20 protein-coding genes and 2 tRNA genes are annotated in these 21,194 nt (G+C 43.7%); 10 read left to right on the top strand and 12 right to left on the bottom strand.

The window, feature by feature from the left end:
- Window positions 1-3: 3 nt before the first annotated feature.
- From ACFPIK_RS15385 to ACFPIK_RS15360, 6 genes are all read right to left on the bottom strand, one after another.
- Window positions 4-213 (bottom strand): GIY-YIG nuclease family protein, encoded by a 210-nt coding sequence (locus ACFPIK_RS15385; protein ID WP_377916834.1) that lies wholly within the window; start codon window positions 211-213, stop codon window positions 4-6.
- Between the two features lie 141 nt (window positions 214-354).
- Entirely contained in the window at window positions 355-585 is a 231-nt protein-coding gene (locus ACFPIK_RS15380) for a GIY-YIG nuclease family protein (RefSeq protein ID WP_377916870.1), read from the bottom strand.
- A gap of 159 nt (window positions 586-744) precedes the next feature.
- On the bottom strand, window positions 745-975 hold the full coding sequence (locus tag ACFPIK_RS15375) for a GIY-YIG nuclease family protein (RefSeq protein WP_377916868.1): 231 nt from the start codon (window positions 973-975) through the stop codon (window positions 745-747).
- A gap of 62 nt (window positions 976-1,037) precedes the next feature.
- Window positions 1,038-1,112 (bottom strand) — tRNA-Val (locus tag ACFPIK_RS15370).
- A gap of 111 nt (window positions 1,113-1,223) precedes the next feature.
- Window positions 1,224-1,298 (bottom strand) — tRNA-Val (locus ACFPIK_RS15365).
- 124 nt (window positions 1,299-1,422) lie between these two features.
- Complete coding sequence (locus ACFPIK_RS15360; protein WP_377916832.1) at window positions 1,423-3,249, bottom strand: TonB-dependent receptor; 1,827 nt, start codon at window positions 3,247-3,249, stop codon at window positions 1,423-1,425.
- A gap of 157 nt (window positions 3,250-3,406) precedes the next feature.
- Between ACFPIK_RS15360 and ACFPIK_RS15355 the strand changes: the two genes are divergently transcribed.
- Window positions 3,407-5,362 carry a M1 family metallopeptidase gene (locus ACFPIK_RS15355; protein WP_377916830.1) on the top strand — a complete coding sequence of 652 codons (1,956 nt, stop codon included), beginning with the start codon at window positions 3,407-3,409 and terminating at the stop codon, window positions 5,360-5,362.
- Between the two features lie 331 nt (window positions 5,363-5,693).
- Here the strand turns inward: ACFPIK_RS15355 and ACFPIK_RS15350 are convergent, their stop codons facing one another.
- Window positions 5,694-6,797 (bottom strand): trans-sulfuration enzyme family protein, encoded by a 1,104-nt coding sequence (locus ACFPIK_RS15350; RefSeq protein ID WP_377916828.1) that lies wholly within the window; start codon window positions 6,795-6,797, stop codon window positions 5,694-5,696.
- Window positions 6,798-6,907: 110 nt separating this feature from the next.
- The gene (locus ACFPIK_RS15345; RefSeq protein ID WP_377916826.1) at window positions 6,908-7,384 is read right to left on the bottom strand and encodes a DUF4293 domain-containing protein; all 477 of its coding nucleotides are present in this window, start codon (window positions 7,382-7,384) and stop codon (window positions 6,908-6,910) included.
- Window positions 7,385-7,485: 101 nt separating this feature from the next.
- Between ACFPIK_RS15345 and truA the strand changes: the two genes are divergently transcribed.
- From truA to ACFPIK_RS15310, 7 genes are all read left to right on the top strand, one after another.
- On the top strand, window positions 7,486-8,247 hold the full coding sequence (truA, locus tag ACFPIK_RS15340; protein ID WP_377916824.1) for a tRNA pseudouridine(38-40) synthase TruA: 762 nt from the start codon (window positions 7,486-7,488) through the stop codon (window positions 8,245-8,247).
- 7 nt (window positions 8,248-8,254) lie between these two features.
- Window positions 8,255-10,027 carry an ABC transporter ATP-binding protein gene (locus ACFPIK_RS15335; protein WP_377916822.1) on the top strand — a complete coding sequence of 591 codons (1,773 nt, stop codon included), beginning with the start codon at window positions 8,255-8,257 and terminating at the stop codon, window positions 10,025-10,027.
- 23 nt (window positions 10,028-10,050) lie between these two features.
- Window positions 10,051-10,638 (top strand): hypothetical protein, encoded by a 588-nt coding sequence (locus ACFPIK_RS15330; RefSeq protein ID WP_377916820.1) that lies wholly within the window; start codon window positions 10,051-10,053, stop codon window positions 10,636-10,638.
- Window positions 10,639-10,641: 3 nt separating this feature from the next.
- Window positions 10,642-11,154 carry a hypothetical protein gene (locus ACFPIK_RS15325; protein WP_377916818.1) on the top strand — a complete coding sequence of 171 codons (513 nt, stop codon included), beginning with the start codon at window positions 10,642-10,644 and terminating at the stop codon, window positions 11,152-11,154.
- A gap of 65 nt (window positions 11,155-11,219) precedes the next feature.
- Window positions 11,220-11,762, top strand: coding sequence for a hypothetical protein (locus ACFPIK_RS15320; protein ID WP_377916816.1), 543 nt, complete (start codon window positions 11,220-11,222; stop codon window positions 11,760-11,762).
- Between the two features lie 107 nt (window positions 11,763-11,869).
- Window positions 11,870-12,892, top strand: coding sequence for a uroporphyrinogen decarboxylase (gene hemE / locus ACFPIK_RS15315; RefSeq protein WP_377916814.1), 1,023 nt, complete (start codon window positions 11,870-11,872; stop codon window positions 12,890-12,892).
- Between the two features lie 248 nt (window positions 12,893-13,140).
- Window positions 13,141-13,884, top strand: a complete 744-nt coding sequence (locus ACFPIK_RS15310; RefSeq protein WP_377916812.1) for a DUF6733 family protein — start codon at window positions 13,141-13,143, stop codon at window positions 13,882-13,884.
- Window positions 13,885-13,957: 73 nt separating this feature from the next.
- On the opposite strand, the gene ACFPIK_RS15305 is transcribed toward ACFPIK_RS15310, so the two are convergent.
- Window positions 13,958-14,767, bottom strand: coding sequence for an MOSC domain-containing protein (locus tag ACFPIK_RS15305; RefSeq protein WP_377916810.1), 810 nt, complete (start codon window positions 14,765-14,767; stop codon window positions 13,958-13,960).
- A 430-nt stretch (window positions 14,768-15,197) separates the two neighbouring features.
- On the opposite strand from ACFPIK_RS15305, the gene dnaK reads away from it, so the two are divergent.
- Window positions 15,198-17,108 (top strand): molecular chaperone DnaK, encoded by a 1,911-nt coding sequence (gene dnaK / locus ACFPIK_RS15300; protein ID WP_377916808.1) that lies wholly within the window; start codon window positions 15,198-15,200, stop codon window positions 17,106-17,108.
- A 112-nt stretch (window positions 17,109-17,220) separates the two neighbouring features.
- Window positions 17,221-17,595 (top strand): co-chaperone GroES, encoded by a 375-nt coding sequence (locus ACFPIK_RS15295; RefSeq protein ID WP_377916806.1) that lies wholly within the window; start codon window positions 17,221-17,223, stop codon window positions 17,593-17,595.
- A 59-nt stretch (window positions 17,596-17,654) separates the two neighbouring features.
- Here ACFPIK_RS15295 and ACFPIK_RS15290 read toward each other — a convergent pair whose 3' ends face one another.
- The 3 genes from ACFPIK_RS15290 to ACFPIK_RS15280 form a co-directional block, all read right to left on the bottom strand.
- Window positions 17,655-18,017 (bottom strand): hypothetical protein, encoded by a 363-nt coding sequence (locus ACFPIK_RS15290; protein ID WP_377916804.1) that lies wholly within the window; start codon window positions 18,015-18,017, stop codon window positions 17,655-17,657.
- Between the two features lie 287 nt (window positions 18,018-18,304).
- Complete coding sequence (locus tag ACFPIK_RS15285; RefSeq protein WP_377916802.1) at window positions 18,305-19,477, bottom strand: porin; 1,173 nt, start codon at window positions 19,475-19,477, stop codon at window positions 18,305-18,307.
- A gap of 119 nt (window positions 19,478-19,596) precedes the next feature.
- Window positions 19,597-20,895 carry an ammonium transporter gene (locus ACFPIK_RS15280; protein WP_377916800.1) on the bottom strand — a complete coding sequence of 433 codons (1,299 nt, stop codon included), beginning with the start codon at window positions 20,893-20,895 and terminating at the stop codon, window positions 19,597-19,599.
- Window positions 20,896-21,194 lie beyond the last annotated feature (299 nt).

The following is a 21,194-nucleotide window of genomic DNA, read 5'->3' as shown; positions in this document are numbered from 1 at the left end:
CTATTAGTGAAAATAAAAAAGCCCCAGAAAAATCTGAGGCTTGCTGCGGAAGTTGAACACAACCTGCTTTCGGGAGAACCCCACCAATCCGCCTGTAAAGCCTTTATGATTCGAATTATGTTTTCTAAATCGTTCGGCCAATCCTTCACATGTATGACCAATGTAGAATCTGTTTTTTGCCTCAGAAAAAAGTATGTAGAAATAACACGGCATGATTAAAAATAAAAAAAGCCCAAGATTTGATCTTGGGCTTGATGTGGAAGTTGATCCCGAAAGCTTTCGGGAGAACCCCCGACCCTCCCGATTTCCCGATAATTATCGGGACGGGATGCACTGAACCAGCTAAGCTAAACTTTATTTTAAAATCAAATACTCTATCTTTTTCCGTGATTTCCATGATTTCACTTCTCTTTCTCGTTGATAAGCGTCTGTTTTTTTCGAATACGCTTCGAAATAAAGAACTTCCCAATCTGATACCCCCCCTGTAAAGCCTTTATGGTTGGAATTGTGTTTTCGAAGTCGCTCTGTTAAATCTTCACATGTATGACCAATGTAGAATCTGTCTTTTGACTTAGAAAAAATTATGTAGAAATAACACGGAATGATTAAAAATAAAAAAAGCCCCAGAGTTGATCTAAGGCTTGATGTGGAAGTTGATCCCGAAAGCTTTCGGGAGAACCCCCGACCCTCCCGATTTCCCGATAATTATCGGGACGGGATGCACTGACCCAGCTGAGCTAAACTTTATTTTGAAATCAAATCCTCTATCTTTTTCCGTGATTTCCATGATTTCACTTCTCTTTCTCGTTGATAAGCGTCTGTTTTTTTCGAATACGCTTCGAAATAAAGAACTTCCCAATCTGATACCCCCCCTGTAAAGCCTTTATGGTTGGAATTGTGTTTTCGAAGTCGCTCTGTTAAATCTTCACATGTATGACCAATGTAGAATCTGTCTTTTGACTTAGAAAAAATTATGTAGAAATAACACGGAATGATTAAAAATAAAAAAAGCCCCAGAGTTGATCTAAGGCTTGATGTGGAAGTTGAGGGATTCGAACCCCCGACCCTCTGCTTGTAAGGCAGATGCTCTGAACCAACTGAGCTAAACTTCCAATATTTTTTGGTTCTAATCGGATTCTTTACCCCGACTCTCCCGATGTAATCGGGATGCTCTGAACCAGCTGAGCTAAACTTCCGAAATGTTTTCGAATTATTTTAAGAAGTGGAAGTTGAGGGATTCGAACCCCCGACCCTCTGCTTGTAAGGCAGATGCTCTGAACCAGCTGAGCTAAACTTCCGATTTCCTTTCCTTGCGAAAGGGAATGCAAAGGTAATCTGAATCACATTTGATGCAATAGTGACACTCACTTTTTTTCTGTCCAATTTTTCAATACTCTGAAAATGAATTAAAAAAAGTAAATCCTACTCCAAATTCACCATAAACCCTGCTCTAAACCATCTTCCGGGCATCTGCACCGTTCCAGCCTCGATGTAATCAGCATTGGTGACATTGGAAGCCTCTGCAAAGAATCCGAGTTTGCCAAGCCTGTTGTAATCCACCCGCATGTCAAGCAAGAAGTATGGATCCATGCTGATTCGCTCCACATAGCGCATTTTGGTGTTCCATTCCACCTTTTTTCCAAATCCTACCAATACACCTCCTATCAGCTGATTCCGCAGGGCAGTAAGCGCATAGCGGGATTCCAATCCCGGTGTTGCTACAAATTCCGCATCAATGAAATTGTAAGAAAGCATCAATTCCTTGACCTGAACCGCCTTCCCCGTGGGATTCACTTGGTAATAAGCCGAAGCCTCCACCCCGTTAAAGATCACCTCGTTGAAGTTTTGTGGTTGCCAAGGCTGCGTAGAAGAAGTTCTGGTCCACTCGATCAGATTTTGACTGGTTCGGTTGAAATAAACCAACTCTCCCCGCCAGTTTTCTTTGGTCCATTTTCCACCAAACTCGAATGAAAGTGCCTGTTCCGGTGTCAAATTGGCATTTCCGATATTGGTCGGGCCACGATAGTATAAGTCGGTGTAAGTCGGAATACGATAGCTGGAACCTATTCCTGAATATAATCTAATGGAGGGAGTCGCCTGAAACCCAATTTCTGCTCCTGGGAAATGCTTCCATCCATATTCCGAATAGTAATTGGAGTAAAGTCCCGCCCGGATGTCAGTTTTTTCTCCAAGATTGACCAACTGCTCCAAGAAAAGCCCAACTAGCTCCCGCTCATGATTTCCAAGGTTGGAAGATTCGATGGATTCCTTTCGGCCCTCGATCCCAAATCCGGTGGTTCCCAGTTTGCTTTTGTAGCTACCATTGGACTCGATGGCTAGGACATCCGAGGTATGGATATTCTGAAAAAACGAAGGCTCATTTCTTCTCAATCGAAACTCATCCTCATTTCTCCTCCAATACGCCCGTGTATTGAGGTAAAGCCGGTTTTTGGAATAAGTGTGCGAAAGCGAGCCAAGAGAGGTCTGAATGCTTTCCCACTGATCCGGAAATGCGGAGGTATAAAACCCATTGGCGCCAAAAGTCCGATCAGTGTAAGCCACCATTCCTCGGAGTTCATGGGCTTGATTGAGCTGGACACCACCTTCGTAGAAGATATTGCTGACTTTATAATCTGAGTTGTACCAGTGGCCATTCGAATCATCGTAGGAGACGGCCACATTTTGACGGTACTTTCCGGCGGGGAGTGAACCTGCAAAATTGACCCCTTTCATCCCAAAATCACCAGCATACCCTTGGACTCTCAGGCTTCGCTGATCACTGAGTCGGGTGATGACATTGACCGCTCCCGTGTAAGCATTTTGGCCAAAAATTCGCGAAGCAGGTCCTTTCAGCACCTCCACGCGATCAATATTGACCAAAGGCACAGGAATATTCATCATATGGTGGCCAGTCTGAGGATCGGTAAGCTTGATCCCGTTGAGTAGCATGAGCGTCTGCTCAAAGGAACCACCTCGGATGCCAATATCCGCCTGCACTCCCGTGACGCCACGCTGACGGACATCTACTCCAGGCACAAAACTCAACACTTCCTGAAGGCTCCTAGCCGGAGTGACTTCGATCTGCTTCCGATCAACGACAGAGATATTCCTGCTTTGCTTGGAAAAAGGAATCTGAATCCGGTTTTCTTGGATGAGCACCTCATCCAATTTTTGGCTAGTAGTATCTGTTTGGGCATGCAACCGCAGCGAAAACGCAAATAGACCTAAAAGTAAAAGTGCTTTTTTCATTGAGATAGTTGGTTTATTTGACCCAAAGGTAAAGGTGTTTTTTCGCAGGAAACAAAAATCTAACCGATTCGAAAAAGGTTAAAGTCTGTGAGTCTGCATAAAAAAAATTCGCCAAAAGCACATTTGTCCCTATTTTGAGCCGAAATAGAAACGAACCATGAAGAAACTAACCCTGCTTGGTGGACTTTTGTCCATTTTTATTCTGACAGCATCTTTTCCTGCTTTTTCGCAGCAAGGGAAAGACAATAATCAGAAGGACTTTTCGGAGTTTATGGACCGAAAAGGAAACAGCTATCGCACCGCCTCCGGCAAACCCGGAGAAGCTTACTGGCAAAATGCCGCCGACTATCAAATCGAGGTTTCACTCGATGAAGCCAGTCACACACTTTCCGGTAAGGTCACCATCACCTACACCAACAACAGCCCGGAATCACTCGATTTCATCTGGCTTCAGCTCGAGCAAAATCGCTTCACTCCTACTTCCCGTGGCACTTTGACCACTCCTGTTCAAGGCAACAGATACAATGGAGACATCGACGGAGGCTACAACATCAGTAATGTATCATCCAAAGTCGGGGTGAAAGGAATAGCATCATCTAAGCACTTGATCGAAGACACCCGGATGCAAGTATGGTTTGCCGAACCGATCCCTGCAAAAGGTGGAAAGGCGAGCGTTTCCATGGATTTTTCTTTCAAAGTGCCTCATAAAGGCATGGACCGAATGGGACGACTGAAAGTGAAAGACGGATGGATTTATGCCTTTGCACAGTGGTACCCCAAAGTGGCGGTTTTTGATGAGACCGAAGGTTGGAATGTGGAGCCTTACTTGGGCGCTGGGGAATTCTATCTCGAATACGGCAATTTCGACTACAAAGTGACCGTACCTTACAACCACATTGTGGTGGGCTCTGGCAAACTGATGAACCCGATTGAAGTTCTTTCCAAAGAACTCCAAACCCGCTATGCTAAAGCTGCTCAAAGTGAAGAAACCGTTTATTTGGTTTCTCCAGAAGAAATCAAAAACACCCAAATCACCCGTCCTAAACAGAGCGGAACCGTGACTTGGCATTTCCGTATCCAAAATGCCCGTGATGTGGCCTTTGCCACCTCCGACTCCTTCATCTGGGATGCTGCTAGAATCAATCTTCCAAGCGGAAAGAAAGCCCTTGCACAGTCCGTTTACCCAATGGAAAGCAACGGCAAAGAGGCTTGGTACCGATCTACCGAATACAGCAAAGCATCCATCGAATACTACAGCAAGGAGTGGTTTGAATTCCCTTACGAAACAGCCAGCAACGTGGCTGCTGAAATTGGAGGCATGGAATATCCGGGGTTAAACTTCTGCCACTACAATTCTAAAGGAGCTTCCCTTTGGGGAGTGACAGATCATGAATTTGGTCACAACTGGTTTCCGATGATCGTGGGAACCAACGAGCGACGGTACGCATGGATGGATGAAGGCTTCAACACCTTTATTAACCACTACAGCTCCAATGCCTTCAATAACGGAGAGTATCCATCCACATTGAACCAAACAAGAAGATTTAACACCTATTTCACAAGCGAAAGCCGCGAAGGAATCGACAACTATCCGGATGTAACAGACCTAAGAAATCTGGGAATGGTAGCCTACATGAAGCCTGCTATAGGCCTAGTGATGCTGAGAGAATACATTCTAGGCACCGAGCGATTTGATAACGCGTTCCGATCTTACATCAAAACATGGGCTTATAAGCATCCGCAACCGGCTGATTTCTTCAATCACATGGAAAATGTAGCTGGGGAAAACCTTTCATGGTTTTGGAAAGGCTGGTTTTATGGAAATGGAAACATTGACCTAGGAATCAACTCTGTACAGCCATACGGCGGCAACTACCTGGTGAATCTGGTCAATAAAGGTGACTTCCCTATGCCGGTGATTTTGGAGATGACTTATGAAGATGACTCCAAAGAGCGAGTGAAACTTCCCGTGGAAATCTGGCAAAGAGGAGACACTTGGGGCTATCTGCACAAAACCTCCAAGAAGCTGAAGTCAGTCGTGATCGACCCAGACAAAGTCATGACCGACATCAACCTCGGCAATGACAGCTGGCCTGTCGAAGTGTACAAATAAGCAAAAAGGTCCTGAGTTTCTATCAGGACCTTTTTTTTGTTCAAAATTCGAAGTTCGGTGTTCGGTGTTCTTCGCCTCGACTCAAAAAAATCTATGTCTTTGAATAAAAAGTCAAGCCTACTTTAAATGCCGTAAATCTTCATTCTGAAATCGTAAATATGACATGTTAGGGGCTCATTTTTTAGAAAAACTCAAGCCCACTTTAAATGTCGTAAATCGTCACTCGTAAATCGTAAATACAACATGTTCATGTTAGTGTTCATTTTGTAGAAAAACTCAACCCCACTTTGGGTGTCGTCAATCGTCACTCGTAAATCAAAAATACTTTTTCTTATCTCAAGGCTTGATCCATATCCTCCAGTAAATCATCTGTATGCTCCAAGCCGACAGACACCCGAAGCAAGTTTTGAGGAGTCAAAGTATTAGGACCTTCGACAGCTGCTCTTCGCTCGATCAAGCTCTCTACTCCGCCAAGACTAGTCGCATTTATAAAATACTTGAGTTTTGACACCACACGATCGGCATCTTCGGCACTGCCTTTTACGGTAAATGAAACCATTCCCCCAAAACCGCTCATTTGGCTGGCAGCAATGGCATGTCCGGGATGAGATTTTAAGCCGGGATAATAGACTTTTTCCACTCCGGGATGGTTGAGTAGAAACTCCGCCAAGATCATTGCATGCTCAGCATGGCCTTTCATCCGATAGGCCAGTGTACGGATACTTCGTGTCAACCAATAGCAATCGGCAGGAGAAGGAACAGCTCCACCTACCCGCTGAACTGTGCGGATTTTATCCCAAAAAGTATTCTTCTCCTTGGTAATCAAGGCGCCTCCCAAAATGTCAGAATGACCTCCAAAATACTTGGTACTGCTGTGCATCACGATATCTGCACCCAAGTCCAAAGGATTCTGAAATACAGGAGTGGCAAACGTGTTGTCACAAGCCATAATTGCACCTTGTGCTTTTGCCAGCTGGGCAATGGCTCGGATATCGGTGATCTTCAGAAGAGGATTGGATGGTGATTCAACCCAAAAAAGCTTGGTATTGGGACGGATGGCATTTTTGACTGCCTCCAGATCACTCATATCCACGAAGGTCACTTCCAATACTCCTGCAAAAAGCTGTATCATGGAATTGTGTAAGCCGTGGTACATGTCATCCGGTGCCACAATGTGCGAACCTGGCTCAAGCGCTTGGTAAACCGCTGTTCCTGCCGCATTTCCTGAGGAAAACGCCGCTGCATCCGCTCCCTTTTCCATCGCAGCAAGTACTTCCTCCAGTGAATTTCGGTTAGGATTGCTTGCTCGGGTATACAGCACTCCCCCTTCGTTTCCATGTTCAAAGGTCGTACTCAGGGTGATTGGCTGCACCACCGGACAATTTTTGTCGGTGATTTGATTGCCTTTATGGATGGTTAGTGTTTCGAATTTCATAAAAGAGGAATTTTCTCTGATCACAAGGTAGAAAAGACTGATTCAGTAAAGAAGGTATTTGCTCACAAAAGGAAAACAAAAAAGCCCGGCGGTAAGGCCAGGCTGGATTCTTATCTGATCCGATCTACCGATCGGACTAGAGCTTCGTCTTTTTTGATAAATCGGTTAGCCAGCATATTCATGACCATGGCCACCAAAATTGACCAAAATCCGATCTCGTAGCTTCCCCCTTCTTTTGCTTGAATCGCAGAATTAATTCCATTTGTAGTCAAGAAAGTCGCTGCTACCAAAGATACCATCACCAAAGAGTTGATCATGTTGAGTAGCATTTGTCGGGAACGAGTTCGGTATTGAAAGATAGAAATCATAGCCAAAAGCCCAGCAAAAGCTGCCAAAGCTCCCAGGTACCACTTGGAGGAGGATTGAATTACTTCACCGTTTGCATCGAGGTTGCTGAGTGTAAAAGCAGTCAGGTTCCAGGTATCACTTTGGGTTCCGCCGGTTTGGTTCCAAAGCTCTGTACCTATGGTCACGCCCATGGCCACGGCAACAAGGAAAAGAAATATGGTTTGTACGCGCTGAATCATGTTGGATTAAATTTTGGGCAAAGAAAAAGCCTTCCCCTCGGAATATCAAGAAAACAAATCTCCACGGTCGAATTGATTGGGAATAGTATCTTTGCGGCGGCATGAACGAGACGACAAACCGCTATTTTCTGGAACTCAGCTACCATGGAGGTCCATTTCACGGATGGCAAATCCAGCAAAATGCCTTTACCGTTCAGGAATGCCTTGAAAAAGCGCTCAGCACCTATTTCCGCGAACCCATTTTCATCATGGGAAGCGGGAGGACAGACACTGGTGTGCATGCCAGTATGCAGGTCTGCCATTTTGATATGAAGAATCAAGTCCTTGGAGACAATTTCCTGAAAGCCATCAATGCCATCCTTCCCAAAGAGATTGCTATCCATTCCGTCAGGAGGGTTAAACCAGATGCGCACGCCCGATTTGATGCCATCAAAAGATCCTACTTCTACCGGATCACATTTACCAAAAACCCATTCTTGGAAGGTTTGGCTTGGCAGCTTTTTCACCATCCTGATGTGGAAAAAATGAACGAAGCGGCTCAAATCCTACTCCAACACGAAGATTTTGAATGCTTCAGCAAGGTCCACACGGAAGTCAACCATTTCCGCTGCAAGATTTATGAAGCGCGGTGGGAACAAAAAGACGACCAATTGTTATTTCATATTACCGCAAATCGATTTTTGCGTGGGATGGTACGGGCAATTGTAGGTACTTTGCTGGAGATTGGCTTTGGTCATAAGCAGGTGGAAGATTTAGATCGAATTATCCTTTCCAAAGACCGAACTCAGGCTGGAAAAGCAGCTTCTGCAAAAGGCTTATTTTTAAGCCAAATCGAATATCCAACAGACATTTACCTAGACTAATCAGGCTTTGAGCTTAGAAAAAGAAAAAGAGTCCTCCGGGGAAATTATAGACATGAAAGTCTTGAGACAGCTTTACACCTTTGTGAAGCCCTATCAAGCCCAATTCTACTTTTTGGTCTTTCTCACCATTGCCTTGGCGATTTTGGCTCCCACCCGGCCCTATTACATCCAAATTGCTATCGATGAATATGTAGCAGTTGGGGATGTGGATGGGCTATTGCGGATCATTTACCTGTTGGTAGGTCTCATGATCGTGCAATCCGTTGCCCAATGGGCACATACTTACTATTCGGGATGGATCGGTCAGGTAATCATCAAAGACATCCGAACGCGACTTTACAGGCACCTCCTCAAGCTTCGACTGAAGTTTTTTGACAATACTCCTATTGGTCGATTGGTCACCAGAAACGTCTCCGACATCGAAACTTTGGCAGATGTATTCAGCGAAGGGCTTGCTGCGATCATTGGAGATTTGCTGCAGATCGTCACGATCTTGGGAGTAATGTTTTACATCGACTGGAAGTTGACCTTGGTCAGTCTGAGCACGCTTCCGCTGATGATCATTTCGACGTATGTCTTCAAAGAAAAAATCAAAGTCACCTTCAATGATGTACGAAACGCCGTCTCCAATCTGAATTCCTTTTTGCAGGAGCACATCACCGGGATGAACATCGTGCAGATTTTCAACCGAGAGCAGCGCGAATACGAAAAATTCAAAGAAATCAACAAAGAACACAGTGCGGCACACATTCGCTCGGTCCTTTACTATTCAGTTTACTTTCCGGTAGCTGAAATTATCCAAGCCATCGGAATAGGATTAGTCGTGTGGTATGGCGCGGTAGGTGTATTGGGAATGGATCTACAGATCGGGATTTTGATTTCCTTCATCATGTACCTGCAGCTCTTTTTCCGTCCAATCCGAATGATTGCAGACCGATTCAACACCCTCCAAATGGGGGTGGTAAGCTCTTCCCGAATTTTCAAACTACTTGCCTCCACCGAGCACATTGCCAATGAAGGCAGCTTCAAACCGGAAAAAATCCAGGGAAACATCAAGCTCGAAAATGTCTGGTTTGCCTACAATGACGAGGAATATGTACTCAAAGACATCAGCTTTGAAGTCAAAAAAGGACAGACCATTGCCTTGGTAGGAGCTACCGGGGCTGGCAAATCCTCCATCATCAACCTAATTTCAAGATTCTACGAAATCAACAAAGGCCACATCTATGTGGATGGGACAGATATCCGCGAGTTTGAACTTGGAGCTTTGAGAAAACATATCGGCGTGGTACTTCAGGACGTTTTTCTTTTCTCCAACAGCATCTATCACAACATCACCCTTGGTAATCCATCGATCTCCAAAGAACAGGTGATGGAAGCTGCCGAACTGGTAGGCGCCAGAAAATTTATCGAAAAACTCCCCGGAGGTCTGGACTACAATGTCATGGAGCGTGGAGCGACACTATCCGTAGGACAGCGACAGTTGATTTCCTTCGTAAGAGCGATGGTGTATAACCCGGAAATTCTGATTTTGGATGAGGCGACTTCTTCGGTAGATACGGAAACAGAGGAGCTGATCCAAGAGTCGATCGAGAAGATGATGCAAGGAAGAACCTCCATCGTGATCGCCCACAGGCTATCCACCATTCAAAAAGCAGATCAAATTTTAGTCCTTCATAAAGGAGAAATCGTAGAAACTGGCACCCATGAATCGCTTTTGGAAAAAGGCGGATACTACACCCAGCTCCATCAGATGCAGCTGAAGATGATGGCCATTTAATTTCTATCACTAAACCAACGCTTATGAAACTCAAATTTCTGCTAGGCTTCTTATTGATCCCGATGATCGGATTTGCTCAGGAAAGAGGAGCCGGAGTTCGACTGGGAGAACCTTTTTCACTCACTTACAAAGACTTTTTGGATGATTACCTATCCTTTGAAGTGATGGTTGGAGGAGGAAGCGTAAATGGAAAGGACTATTACCAGCGATCTTTCGAAAACAATCCTCCTTCATCCAATGCTTTTTATCTTGGTCATTCAGCCAGCCGGGGCGTTGCACTTAATTTTCGAATGGCGCTCCATGAAGACATTACCGATATGTTTGAAATCACCGAAGGGTATCTCTTGGGCTATGCAGGTGTAGGTGCTCAGCTGCGAACTTCCAATGTAAACTACTCCTACTTCAGGCAGTCTAGCCAGAGTTCTCTTCAAACTGCCTTATCCGAAAGAAGAACCAATTTGGACATCGGACCCGAGGCTTTTGGCGGTGCAGAATATTACTTCGATGAAGCACCCATAAGCATTTTTGCTGAGGTTGGTGTGTTTTTAGAATTGATCGACCGAATTAATTTCAAGGGGCAGGGAGGAATTGGAATCCGATATTTATTCTAATCGATGAAAAAGCTAGGTATTGCAGCAATTATCCTACTTGTGATCATTGCTATTGGCTATTACTTCTTCATTCAATTGGGGGGAAATAATCCCATTGAAGTCACCTTGATCAACCAAAGCCCGGAAACTTTAGCGGGGAAAACGTTTGTCGGAATCCCTCAGGACAGACGACTGGAGGAGAATTTCAGAGCCATCGAAACCCAGCAGTCACTAAATCCGGGATCAAAGATTCACACCATTTACTACATCGAGCCTGCGGGAAAATTGGATACGATGAAGGTCTTTGTAGGGCTCAATCTACCTTTTGCTACCGGAGATTTGGAGTCTAAATCCTTTTCTGAAAAAAAGTACCTGCTAGCAAAAGTGAACGCTAATAAGTGGGTCATGCCCGGCCCCAATAAAGTCAAAACTAAACTGGAAGAATTTGCACAAGAGAACAAGTTTGTGTTGAGTGGAATTTTTATCGATAAGATTATCAGTGAATCTGAGGTGCATGTTATTGCACCCATAAAATAGCTTAATTTTTCTCCCAACCTTGGCACGATCCATGCCGTGGAAAGCTTACATAAACCAACTCAACTATGAAAAAGATAACCGCAATTTTGGGGCTGCTTGCCTTGGTGGCATTTCAATCCTGCGAAGGCCCGATGGGTCCAATCGGCCCTGAAGGTCCACAAGGCCCACAGGGTCAGCCAGGAGTCAACGTCGTCAGCGAAGTATTTGAAGTAAACGTAGACTTTACAGAAGCCAATAAATTTGAGCGTGTCTTTGACTTCAATCCCCGAATTGTAGAAAGCGATGTGGTATTGGCATTTATCAGATGGGAAACAAACGGATCAACGCCAATTTGGAGAGCACTTCCCCAAACTGTATTTTTCAATGAAGGAGTCTTGATGTACAATTATGACTTCACTAGGAACGATTTTCGTCTCTTTCTGGATGGCCCAATTGATTACAAAACCCTGAGTGCAGACTGGACTAGAGGTCAGCGATTTAGAATTGTAGTAGTACCTGGAGATTTTGCAGGCTCCCGAATCGATTGGACTGACTACGAGGCGGTCACCAAAATGCTTAGCATTGAAGAAAAGGACTTTCTAAATGCTCAGATCAAGCCTAGAGATTAAGTAATTTCTAAAATCCTACACAAACAGAGCCCCAGAATGAAGGCTCTGTTTTTTTTTATGTGTGATTTTATCCTTCCCAAATAAAATTCCGAACCTATCTTTGCGCCATGCAACTCCAAAACGATCTGCTGCTGCGAGCAGCAAGAGGTGAAAAGACCGAACGAACGCCCGTATGGCTGATGCGCCAAGCAGGCCGAATCCTTCCTGAATACCGTGCAGTCCGTGAATCAGTCAGTGGATTTATAGAATTGGCTCAAACTCCTGAGCTCGCCGCTGAGGTCACCATTCAGCCTGTAGACATTTTGGGAGTAGATGCAGCCATTATTTTTTCGGATATCCTGGTGATTCCAGAAGCGATGGGTTTGCCTTACGAGATGGTCGAAAAGCGTGGGCCTTGGTTCCCACAAACTGTACGTTCAGAGGCTGATCTGAAAAAACTCCGTGTGGCAGATGGAGACAATGACCTCAAGTACGTCATTGATGCAATTCATATCACTAAGAAAAACCTCAACGGTCGGGTACCTCTGATCGGCTTTGCAGGTGCGCCATGGACGATTTTTGCCTACATGGTCGAAGGCAGCGGTAGCAAAACTTTCTCCAAGTCTAGAGAAATGCTGTATCGGGAACCTGTTTTTTCCCACAAACTCCTTCAGCTGATCACCGACTCCACAATCAATTACCTGAAAGCTCAGATTCGTGCCGGTGCTGACTTGGTACAGATATTTGACAGCTGGGCGGGGATTTTGGGCCCAAATCAATATCAAGAATTTTCCCTGAATTACATCTCTCAAATCTGTGATGCGATTACTGAAGTGCCGGTAACGGTATTTGCAAAAGGAGCCTTTTTTGCCAGAGAAGAAATGTCAAAGCTCAACTGTGAGACGATTGGACTTGACTGGAATATGGGGATCGAAGAATCCAGAAGGCTGATTGGGCCGAATAAAACCTTACAGGGAAATCTCGATCCTGCCGCCCTGTATGGCAATCCCGATCAGGTTAGAGCTGCCACCATGGAGATGATGGATCAATTTAAAGGGTCAAGACACATCGCCAATTTGGGCCATGGAGTCTACCCGGATATTGACCCAGAAATGGTCAAGGTGTTCATCCAAACTGTCAAAGAGTACTGATAAATACTTGAATAGAGACAAAAGGGGCCAAAAGCCCCTTTTTTCATTTACAGCAGATAAAATCATAAATCAAGCTTATGATTTACAAAAACAATAATTATTGATGCGTTTTTTTACAAATTTTTCAATAAAAATGTTTTTTCTTTAGAAACTTGGTTTTACTTTGAACTGGATTTTGATTGAAATACATCATTTGAATTAAAATCTGATTCTTTATAAACCTATTTCAAACCAAAAAACATCATTTCATGAAAAACCTGTTTAATCTCAAACCAATCGGATTATTATCCACCCTCATTCTAGCATTAGGATTGATCCTGATCGCAAATCATGCCTCAGCACAAGAAGAAAAACAGTTTAACTTCTCCGTGGCGCTAAACTCCGATCAGTTCTTTGGATTTTACCCTACCTTTCAGGGTTCGTATGGATTCTCTGACAAAGCTCAATTCACATTTTACGGAATTCACTGGGGAGGTGGCACGGGTGCCGCTTGGGGCAATTGGACCGAGTTTGGTCTAGGAGCTAATTTCCAAGCCGCTGAAGGGCTTTCCATTAATCCACAGATTGGCTTCTTGGGAGGTAATTTGCTTAGCTCCGGCACCAGAGGACCTGCCATTTTTGGAGACGGTATCGTTCCAAATTTGACAGTTAACCTATTGAAGGAAAAAGTGGAAGGACAGTTTTACTTTGGATATTACTCACCGCTTCGTAATGAAGCACCTGTCAACGGTACCACTTTGGCTTATGTTCATTACTGGTTAAACCTGGGTGTTCGTGCTAGCCAATTTTTCTCAGTCGGCGCGCATTACGAGCATTTGATCAATTCTGGAGGATCGGACGTGACATCTTCAACAGATGTGTACCAGTGGCTTGGCCCATACGTTCAGTTCAGCAAGCCTACCGGCGGACCATTTGCCAGATTCTCTTTCGGAACTGACTTGGTCGAAGGCAACGATTCCTTCTTCAAGCTCACCACTGGATTTAGCTTCTAATCAAACTACCACCTTACATGAAAAAGCCGGACTGATGGATCAGTCCGGCTTTTGAATTTCCAATTGGTCAAGATTAATTCAAAGGAATCAATTCATCTCCAATGCTCACCATTCCTCCACCTAAGGCTACCACATTTTGGCCAAACATGACCTTATTATTGACTGTACGGTAAGTGGACAATGTTTTCAGGGGCTCTTTACCTTTTTCCCCAGTTTCTTGATCTACCGTCGTCAGCACACATCGGGCACAGGGCTTGATAATCTGAAACTCCACCGATCCAATCCGAATTTTGCTCAGACGGTCTTCCAAAAACGGCTCACCTCCGGAAAAAACCAAATTGGGACGAAAGCGATTCATAGGAACAGGTGTTGCTAATCTTGAATTAAGTTCATCCAAGGAAGATTGGCCGATGATCAAATAAGGCATGCCATCGGCAAAACTCACCGACTCGGCATTGATCGCGTAACGCGGATCGACTTTGCGATGGGTCGATTCCGGCATTTTCACCAATTCTACTTTGAAACCGAGAAAATCACTGAACCAAACTCCAACCGATTCGGAAACCACCTTCCCAATTACCTGATCGTCCCAAATTACCACAGGAATCTCGGGGCCCTCTGACAGTTCAAATGGAATAAAAAGCTGTCGGTGTGGAACGTTTTTCACATAAACCAAAAGCCCATCCTCCTGCAACTCTACCTGCAGCAAAGCCAAAACAGAGATCTCCCGTTGAGAAACAAACCTCCCGGACCTATCCACCAGCATCCATCTTCGGTCATACTGAAAACCCTTCTCCTCCACTTTGGCTTTCTCTAACCTAATCCCACCCAATGATTTGATCGGGTAAATAAAAATATCCTGTAGCATTAGATGATTCTTCATGCATTAAAAATAAAGGAATCCAATCAGGAAAAAGATTCCCTGCCTAGATTGGAGCACGAGGAAAGGAAAGAAATCCGAAAAAAGTATCCAATTCTCAGCTATTCGTAACACCAAAGAACCAAGCCAAGTCCAAGATAACCCTAAGGCGATCACACCAAGCCATTTGGATTTTTCATTATCCATCGATTTGAAAAACACTTCCATCAATTTTCAGATGCCCTAACTCACCTATAGGTTGCATGACAAGCCTTCATTCCTGACAGTTACGACATATTTTTTTCTTCGATGTGACAATTGGAGGAGACTGTCAAGGATCAACGGTCTCTATCCCTGACAAACTGACACCAAAAAGGTGAAAAACTTCAATGGCACACGCATTGAACAAGGGGGGATAGTATTCATTCTGAAAACACATAAAACTTATATAATCATGGGAAAAATTATAGGCATTGACTTGGGTACCACCAACTCCTGCGTAGCCGTAATGGAGGGTAACGAGCCTGTAGTCATCCAAAACAGCGAAGGAAGAAGAACCACTCCATCAATCGTGGCTTTTCTGGACAATGGAAACGGAGAGCGCAAGGTAGGCGATCCTGCTAAACGTCAGGCTATCACCAACCCAGCTAATACCATTTCCTCAGTAAAGAGATTCATGGGTAAGAAATTTTCAGAGGTCTCTGAAGAGAAAAAACATGCTTCTTACAAAGTAGAACAAGGTCCAAACGATACAGTAGCTGTAAAAATCGGGGACAGATCCTACACACCTCAAGAACTTTCTGCGATGATTCTTCAAAAAATGAAGAGCACTGCTGAGGATTTCTTGGGACAAACAGTGACTGAAGCGGTGATTACCGTACCGGCATACTTCAATGATGCAGAGCGTCAGGCTACGAAAGAAGCCGGACAAATCGCAGGTCTCGAAGTGAAGCGTATCATCAACGAGCCAACAGCAGCAGCTTTGGCCTACGGGATGGACAAGAAAAATCAGGACATGAAGATCGCTGTGTACGACCTTGGTGGTGGTACATTCGATATCTCTATCCTTGAGCTTGGCGACGGAGTATTTGAAGTAAAATCCACCAACGGTGACGTACACTTGGGTGGTGATGACTTTGACCAAGTAATCATCGACTGGCTGGCTTCCGAGTTCCAGGCAGAAGAGCAGATCGACTTGAGAAAAGACCCAATGGCCCTTCAGCGATTGAAAGAAGCTGCTGAAAAGGCAAAAATCGAACTTTCCAGCTCCGCATCCACAGAGATCAACCTTCCCTATATCACGGCAACTCAGACCGGACCAAAGCACTTGGTCAGAAATCTGAGCCGTGCCAAGTTTGAGCAGCTTTCTGAGACCTTGGTAAGAAGATCTATGGATCCATGCATTAAGGCATTGAAAGATGCAGGCATGACAGCGGCAGATATCGATGAAGTGATCTTGGTAGGTGGTTCTACCCGAATTCCAAAAATTCAGGAAGAAGTAGAAAAGTTCTTCGGAAAGAAACCTTCCAAAGGCGTTAACCCCGACGAAGTAGTAGCCATAGGCGCTGCCATCCAAGGTGGTGTATTAACAGGTGAGGTGAAAGACGTATTGCTGTTGGACGTGACTCCGCTTTCCTTGGGTATCGAAACTATGGGTGGCGTATTCACCAAGTTGATCGAAGCCAACACAACTATCCCAACCAAAAAGTCTGAGATTTTCTCTACAGCATCTGACAATCAGCCTGCTGTTGACTTGCACATTCTGCAGGGAGAAAGACCATTGGCAAAGGACAACAGATCCATTGGTAGATTCCAGCTTTCTGACATTCCACCAGCTCCAAGAGGCGTGCCTCAGATCGAAGTGACTTTTGATATCGATGCCAACGGTATCCTGAATGTGTCTGCAAAAGACAAGGGAACTGGTAAAGAGCAAAAAATCAAAATCGAAGCTTCTTCAGGACTTTCTCAAGATGACATCGAAAGAATGAAGCGCGAAGCGGAAGCAAATGCCGCTAGCGATAAGGCTGAAAAGGAAAAAATCGAAAAGCTAAACCAAGCTGATAGCTTGATTTTCCAGACCGATAAGCAGCTTAAAGAATATGGCGACAAGCTTTCAGACGGCAATAAGGCCACTATTAACTCTGCTCTTGAAGCTTTGAAATCCGCCCACGGATCTAAAAACATTGAGGGTATTGATGCTGCTATGGCAAATCTAAACAAGGCTTGGGAAGCTGCCTCCACTGAAATGTATAACGCGTCTCAAGGTGCAGGAGCACAGCCAGGACCAGATGCCGGTGCTAGCTCAAGTGCTGGGGATGGTGTTTCGGATGTAGACTACGAAGAAGTAAGCGAGGATAAAAAATAATCTTAAGCTAAACCAACTAGGACAGCATCTGTTGAAAGACAGATGCTGTTTATGTTTTTAGCTACGGCAATTAGGATGAATTGCTGAAATCGATAAACTTCAAAAAAGTAATATGCAACTAACTGCTGATAACAAATTGAAAAAGCTCATCGTGGTAGGTGACAGAGTATTGATCCGATTGAAAAAACCACATGAAAAAACGGATTCCGGACTTTATTTGCCTCCTGGGGTACAAGAAAAAGAAAAGGTACAGCAAGGATATATCATCAAAGCCGGACCGGGCTACCCCATACCCATGCCCGTAGAGGATCATGAACCTTGGATGGACTCAGATGAAAAAGTGAAGTATGTCCCCCTTCAGGCAAAGGAAGGTGACTTGGCAATTTTCCTGCTTTCCGGAGCCCATGAAGTGATGTATGAGGGGGAAAAATACTACATTGTCTCACAAGCGGCCATTCTGATGCTGGAGCGAGAACAAGATTTATAATAAAACAAAAAGCCCGATCAAATGTCAGACTGATCGGGCTTTTGAGTTTTAAATCGATATTAATGAATCCAAGTTTTTTTGGAAGTCATAGACTTTGGTTCTTGATATACAGCCTTTGAATCTACTTTTGGCTGAGTCTTATCCCAAGGATTGGAATTTTTAGCCTTTAGCCCTTGAGGGTTATCTATTTCTTCTCTGAATCCTACTTTAAATTTTCTAACGGGCTCCTCCATCCAAACTTCTGAATTCTTGGCTACCGGTCCTTGGAGAGTAGCAGGATTAGAATCATGAAGTATGGTAATTTTCGGGGTTCTCACTTTTCCGATTTGAGCATTTTTTGCTTTGGGACCGGTGATGAGTTGCTGCGAATAAGAGACCGTCGCAACCATTAAGGCGGCGAGTAGAAACGCTAACTTTTTCATTTCCTTACATTTGGGTTGTGCAAATATATACAGAAACGAAAACGTCTTTGTTTCAGAAATCAGATGTTTTTTTATTTTTTTCGACTTTTAAAAAAATTTTATTTGTATCATAAAAATAAAACAAAATAAAAAGTGGGTTTATAAATAAACCAATACTTACTGAGTAGCAATACTATTTAATGGAAATCTCTCAATTTTAAAGCTCAAACTCGAGCATTTATATAAAAAATGAAAAAACCGAGGTGAAAATCACCCCGGCTTAATTAACAATAGACCCTGTTTAATTTTTAGAAAGCAAAGACCGCGGCGAATAGAAATGAAGCCAAACCTTTACTTCCATTAAGATCTTTATTCACAAAAAACTCCTCTTTCATACTATCTATTCTAAGCTCAGGGATTAAAGTCAAGTTTCCTCCCACTTTGATATTTCCAGAAAGTGTTCCTGCAAATACACTTCCTTTACCTGCATCGTTTAATCCAACAACGCCTTCTAAGCCGGAATTGTAGACAGAGAAATATTCCCCTCTAAATCCTATTCCAAATTTCTCAGTAGGCTTAGCCTGTAGGTAACCAGCAAATCCATAAAAACCTGAACTCTCACCATCCAAATCCTGTATATCAGTACCAGTGAAGACCTCACCTGAAGAAGATGCATTATAGGTAGTATTTACTCCAGCATAAATCACATCAGTCAAGGAAAACCCGGTAGTTAAATCAATCTGAAACGTTTTTCCCAAAGACGTTTGATCAGGAATCAAAGACCCATTATTATTTAGTCTACCATCTTGATCTCCATAGACCACATTAAGATAGGTATTGCCCGCTTCGGTGGAATAACCCAATTGACCTCCTAAAGTATAGGTGCCATTCAAGTTGAATTCCGTCATATCGGTAGGGTTCATTACAGCAGCGAGAAGTGACCACTTGTCAGATAACTGGACATTTGCCTTTAGACCGGTATGTGAAAAGGGTCCATACGAGAACATGTAGGAAGTAGAATAATTGAAATTGGCTGTGGGAGAGATAACCTCGTATCCTAAAAAGGTATTAAAATTACCAAGAGTCAAGGTTACCTTATCAGATACATTCCAATAAACAAAAAGCTGATTAACCATTTGTGAGCTGCCAGCCATACCCCCGCTATAGAGTGGCGATCCGAATACAGCATCTTCACCTCTGGGTCCAAATACCAAATCCACAACAGCACCGACTTTCTTCCCTTCGTAAGTGGCAATGATATTGGCCATGCCCAATGAAAACCCAGGCAGATTTGCAAAGGAAGATGCAGGGGCCTGAAAACCATCCCCCTTATTGGGAGCATTCAAGTTGGATCTGAAATAGGCGTCAACTGACCCTGATAGAGTGAGAGTTCCCTCTTCTTTTTCAGCTTCTTCTTGAGCAAAAACTTCAGTTGAACTAATGACAATAAAGCATAGTATTAGTAGGAATATATTTTTCATTTTAATTTTGAGTGTTGGTGAATGATAGAGTTGACCAATAAGAACCCCGAACCGGTCGAAAGAGAGTCGCGTTTTTTTCTCCGGACGGGGTTCTTTTATTTCTTGTAAGGTTTATTTATTTATTCGTCGAATACAATGGTATATCCTCGGATACCATGCTCATGGGAGTCCAGTCCGTCTCGCTCATGATCTTCGGAAACTCGGATTCCGATGGTCTTTTTAAGAATATAGAAGATTACGAAAGCAGATGTGAATGCTGTCGCTCCGCAGATAGCCACACCAATTAATTGCGTAAGGAATGAATGATCAGGATTAGTGGAAAATATACCTACCGCAAGCGTACCCCAGACTCCACAGGTCAAGTGAACAGAAACTGCACCCACTACATCATCAAGCTTCAACTTATCAAGAAGTATAGAGGACACAACCACCAGAAAGCCCGCAATAAATCCAATCAGAATGGCTGCCCCAGGTGTAATCACATCCGCACCTGCAGTTATACCAACCAATCCTGCCAGGATTCCATTAAGCACCATTCCTAAATCAAGCCGCTTGAAAGCTACATAGGAGGTAAACAAAGCACCTATTGCACCTGCGCACGCTCCCAAAGAAGTGGTTACTAGAACAAGAGAAACCAATGCTGGATTAGCAGACAAAACTGATCCGCCATTAAATCCAAACCAACCTAACCAAAGTAAAAATGCTCCAATAACAGCCAATGGTACACTTACCGCTGGCTTGTTGACGGTCTGACCATTTACATACTTTCCGATTCGAGGACCAACCAAAATTACTCCTGCGAGAGCCCCCCAACCTCCTACCGAATGCACAAGTGTACTTCCGGCAAAATCATAGAAGCCCATGGCTTTTAATGCACCTCCACCCCACTGCCAACTTCCAATCAGAGGATATACAATACCCACAAAAATCAAAGTAAAGATTAAGTAAGCCCAAAGCTTAACTCTTTCTGCAATAGCCCCGGACACAATTGTAGCGGCTGTGGCGGCAAACATCGCTTGGAAAAGAAAGTCAGTCCAGTAAGTATAACCACCTGCTGCATAGCCAGCTGAAACGTCAGCGCTAGCAGGGGAGAACCAGAATAAATTCCAACCTTCCACATTAAAGCTAAACCATCCCGGAGATTCAAATCCGGGATACATCAAGTAAAAACCAACCATTGCATAGGTTAGAATTCCGATAACCGGCGTAATCGTGTTTTTAAACAGGATGTTGACGGTGTTTTTTGCCTGACCAAAACCAGTCTCTACGGTGGCAAATCCAAGGTGCATAATGAACACGAGCGCCGTACAAAGCATCATCCAGACGTTGTTGGTCGTGAACAGATTTTCTGCCAAGGCGGTCGAGACCTCCACAGGCACAGCCAGATCATTGGCTAACAGGGTTGTGAAATAGTTCATAGGTTTGAAAATTGATGGTTTCTTTCTTTTAACGCTTCTTATAAAATTCATAAGAAGAATTAATCGAATGTAATTAGATAATTGATTAAAAAACAAACCTACTTTTAAAAATATTTCAAACTTTATTGATTTTAAATATATTTTTTAAACCATTTTTTTCATTTTTTTCAATTTTTCATCATTAATAAGTGTTTTTTTAAACCGTGATGAATCAAATAATCAAAAATGGAACTATTCAGAAAATTCTTTGAAATCGATTACGAAAAGGCCTTTTCCATAAATTCAATAAGAATTTTATA

Source organism: Algoriphagus aquatilis (genome assembly GCF_042657405.1).
GTDB lineage: Bacteria > Bacteroidota > Bacteroidia > Cytophagales > Cyclobacteriaceae > Algoriphagus > Algoriphagus aquatilis.
The sequence above is the reverse complement of the archived record's forward strand: the minus strand, read 5'-3'. Positions and strand labels throughout refer to the sequence as shown.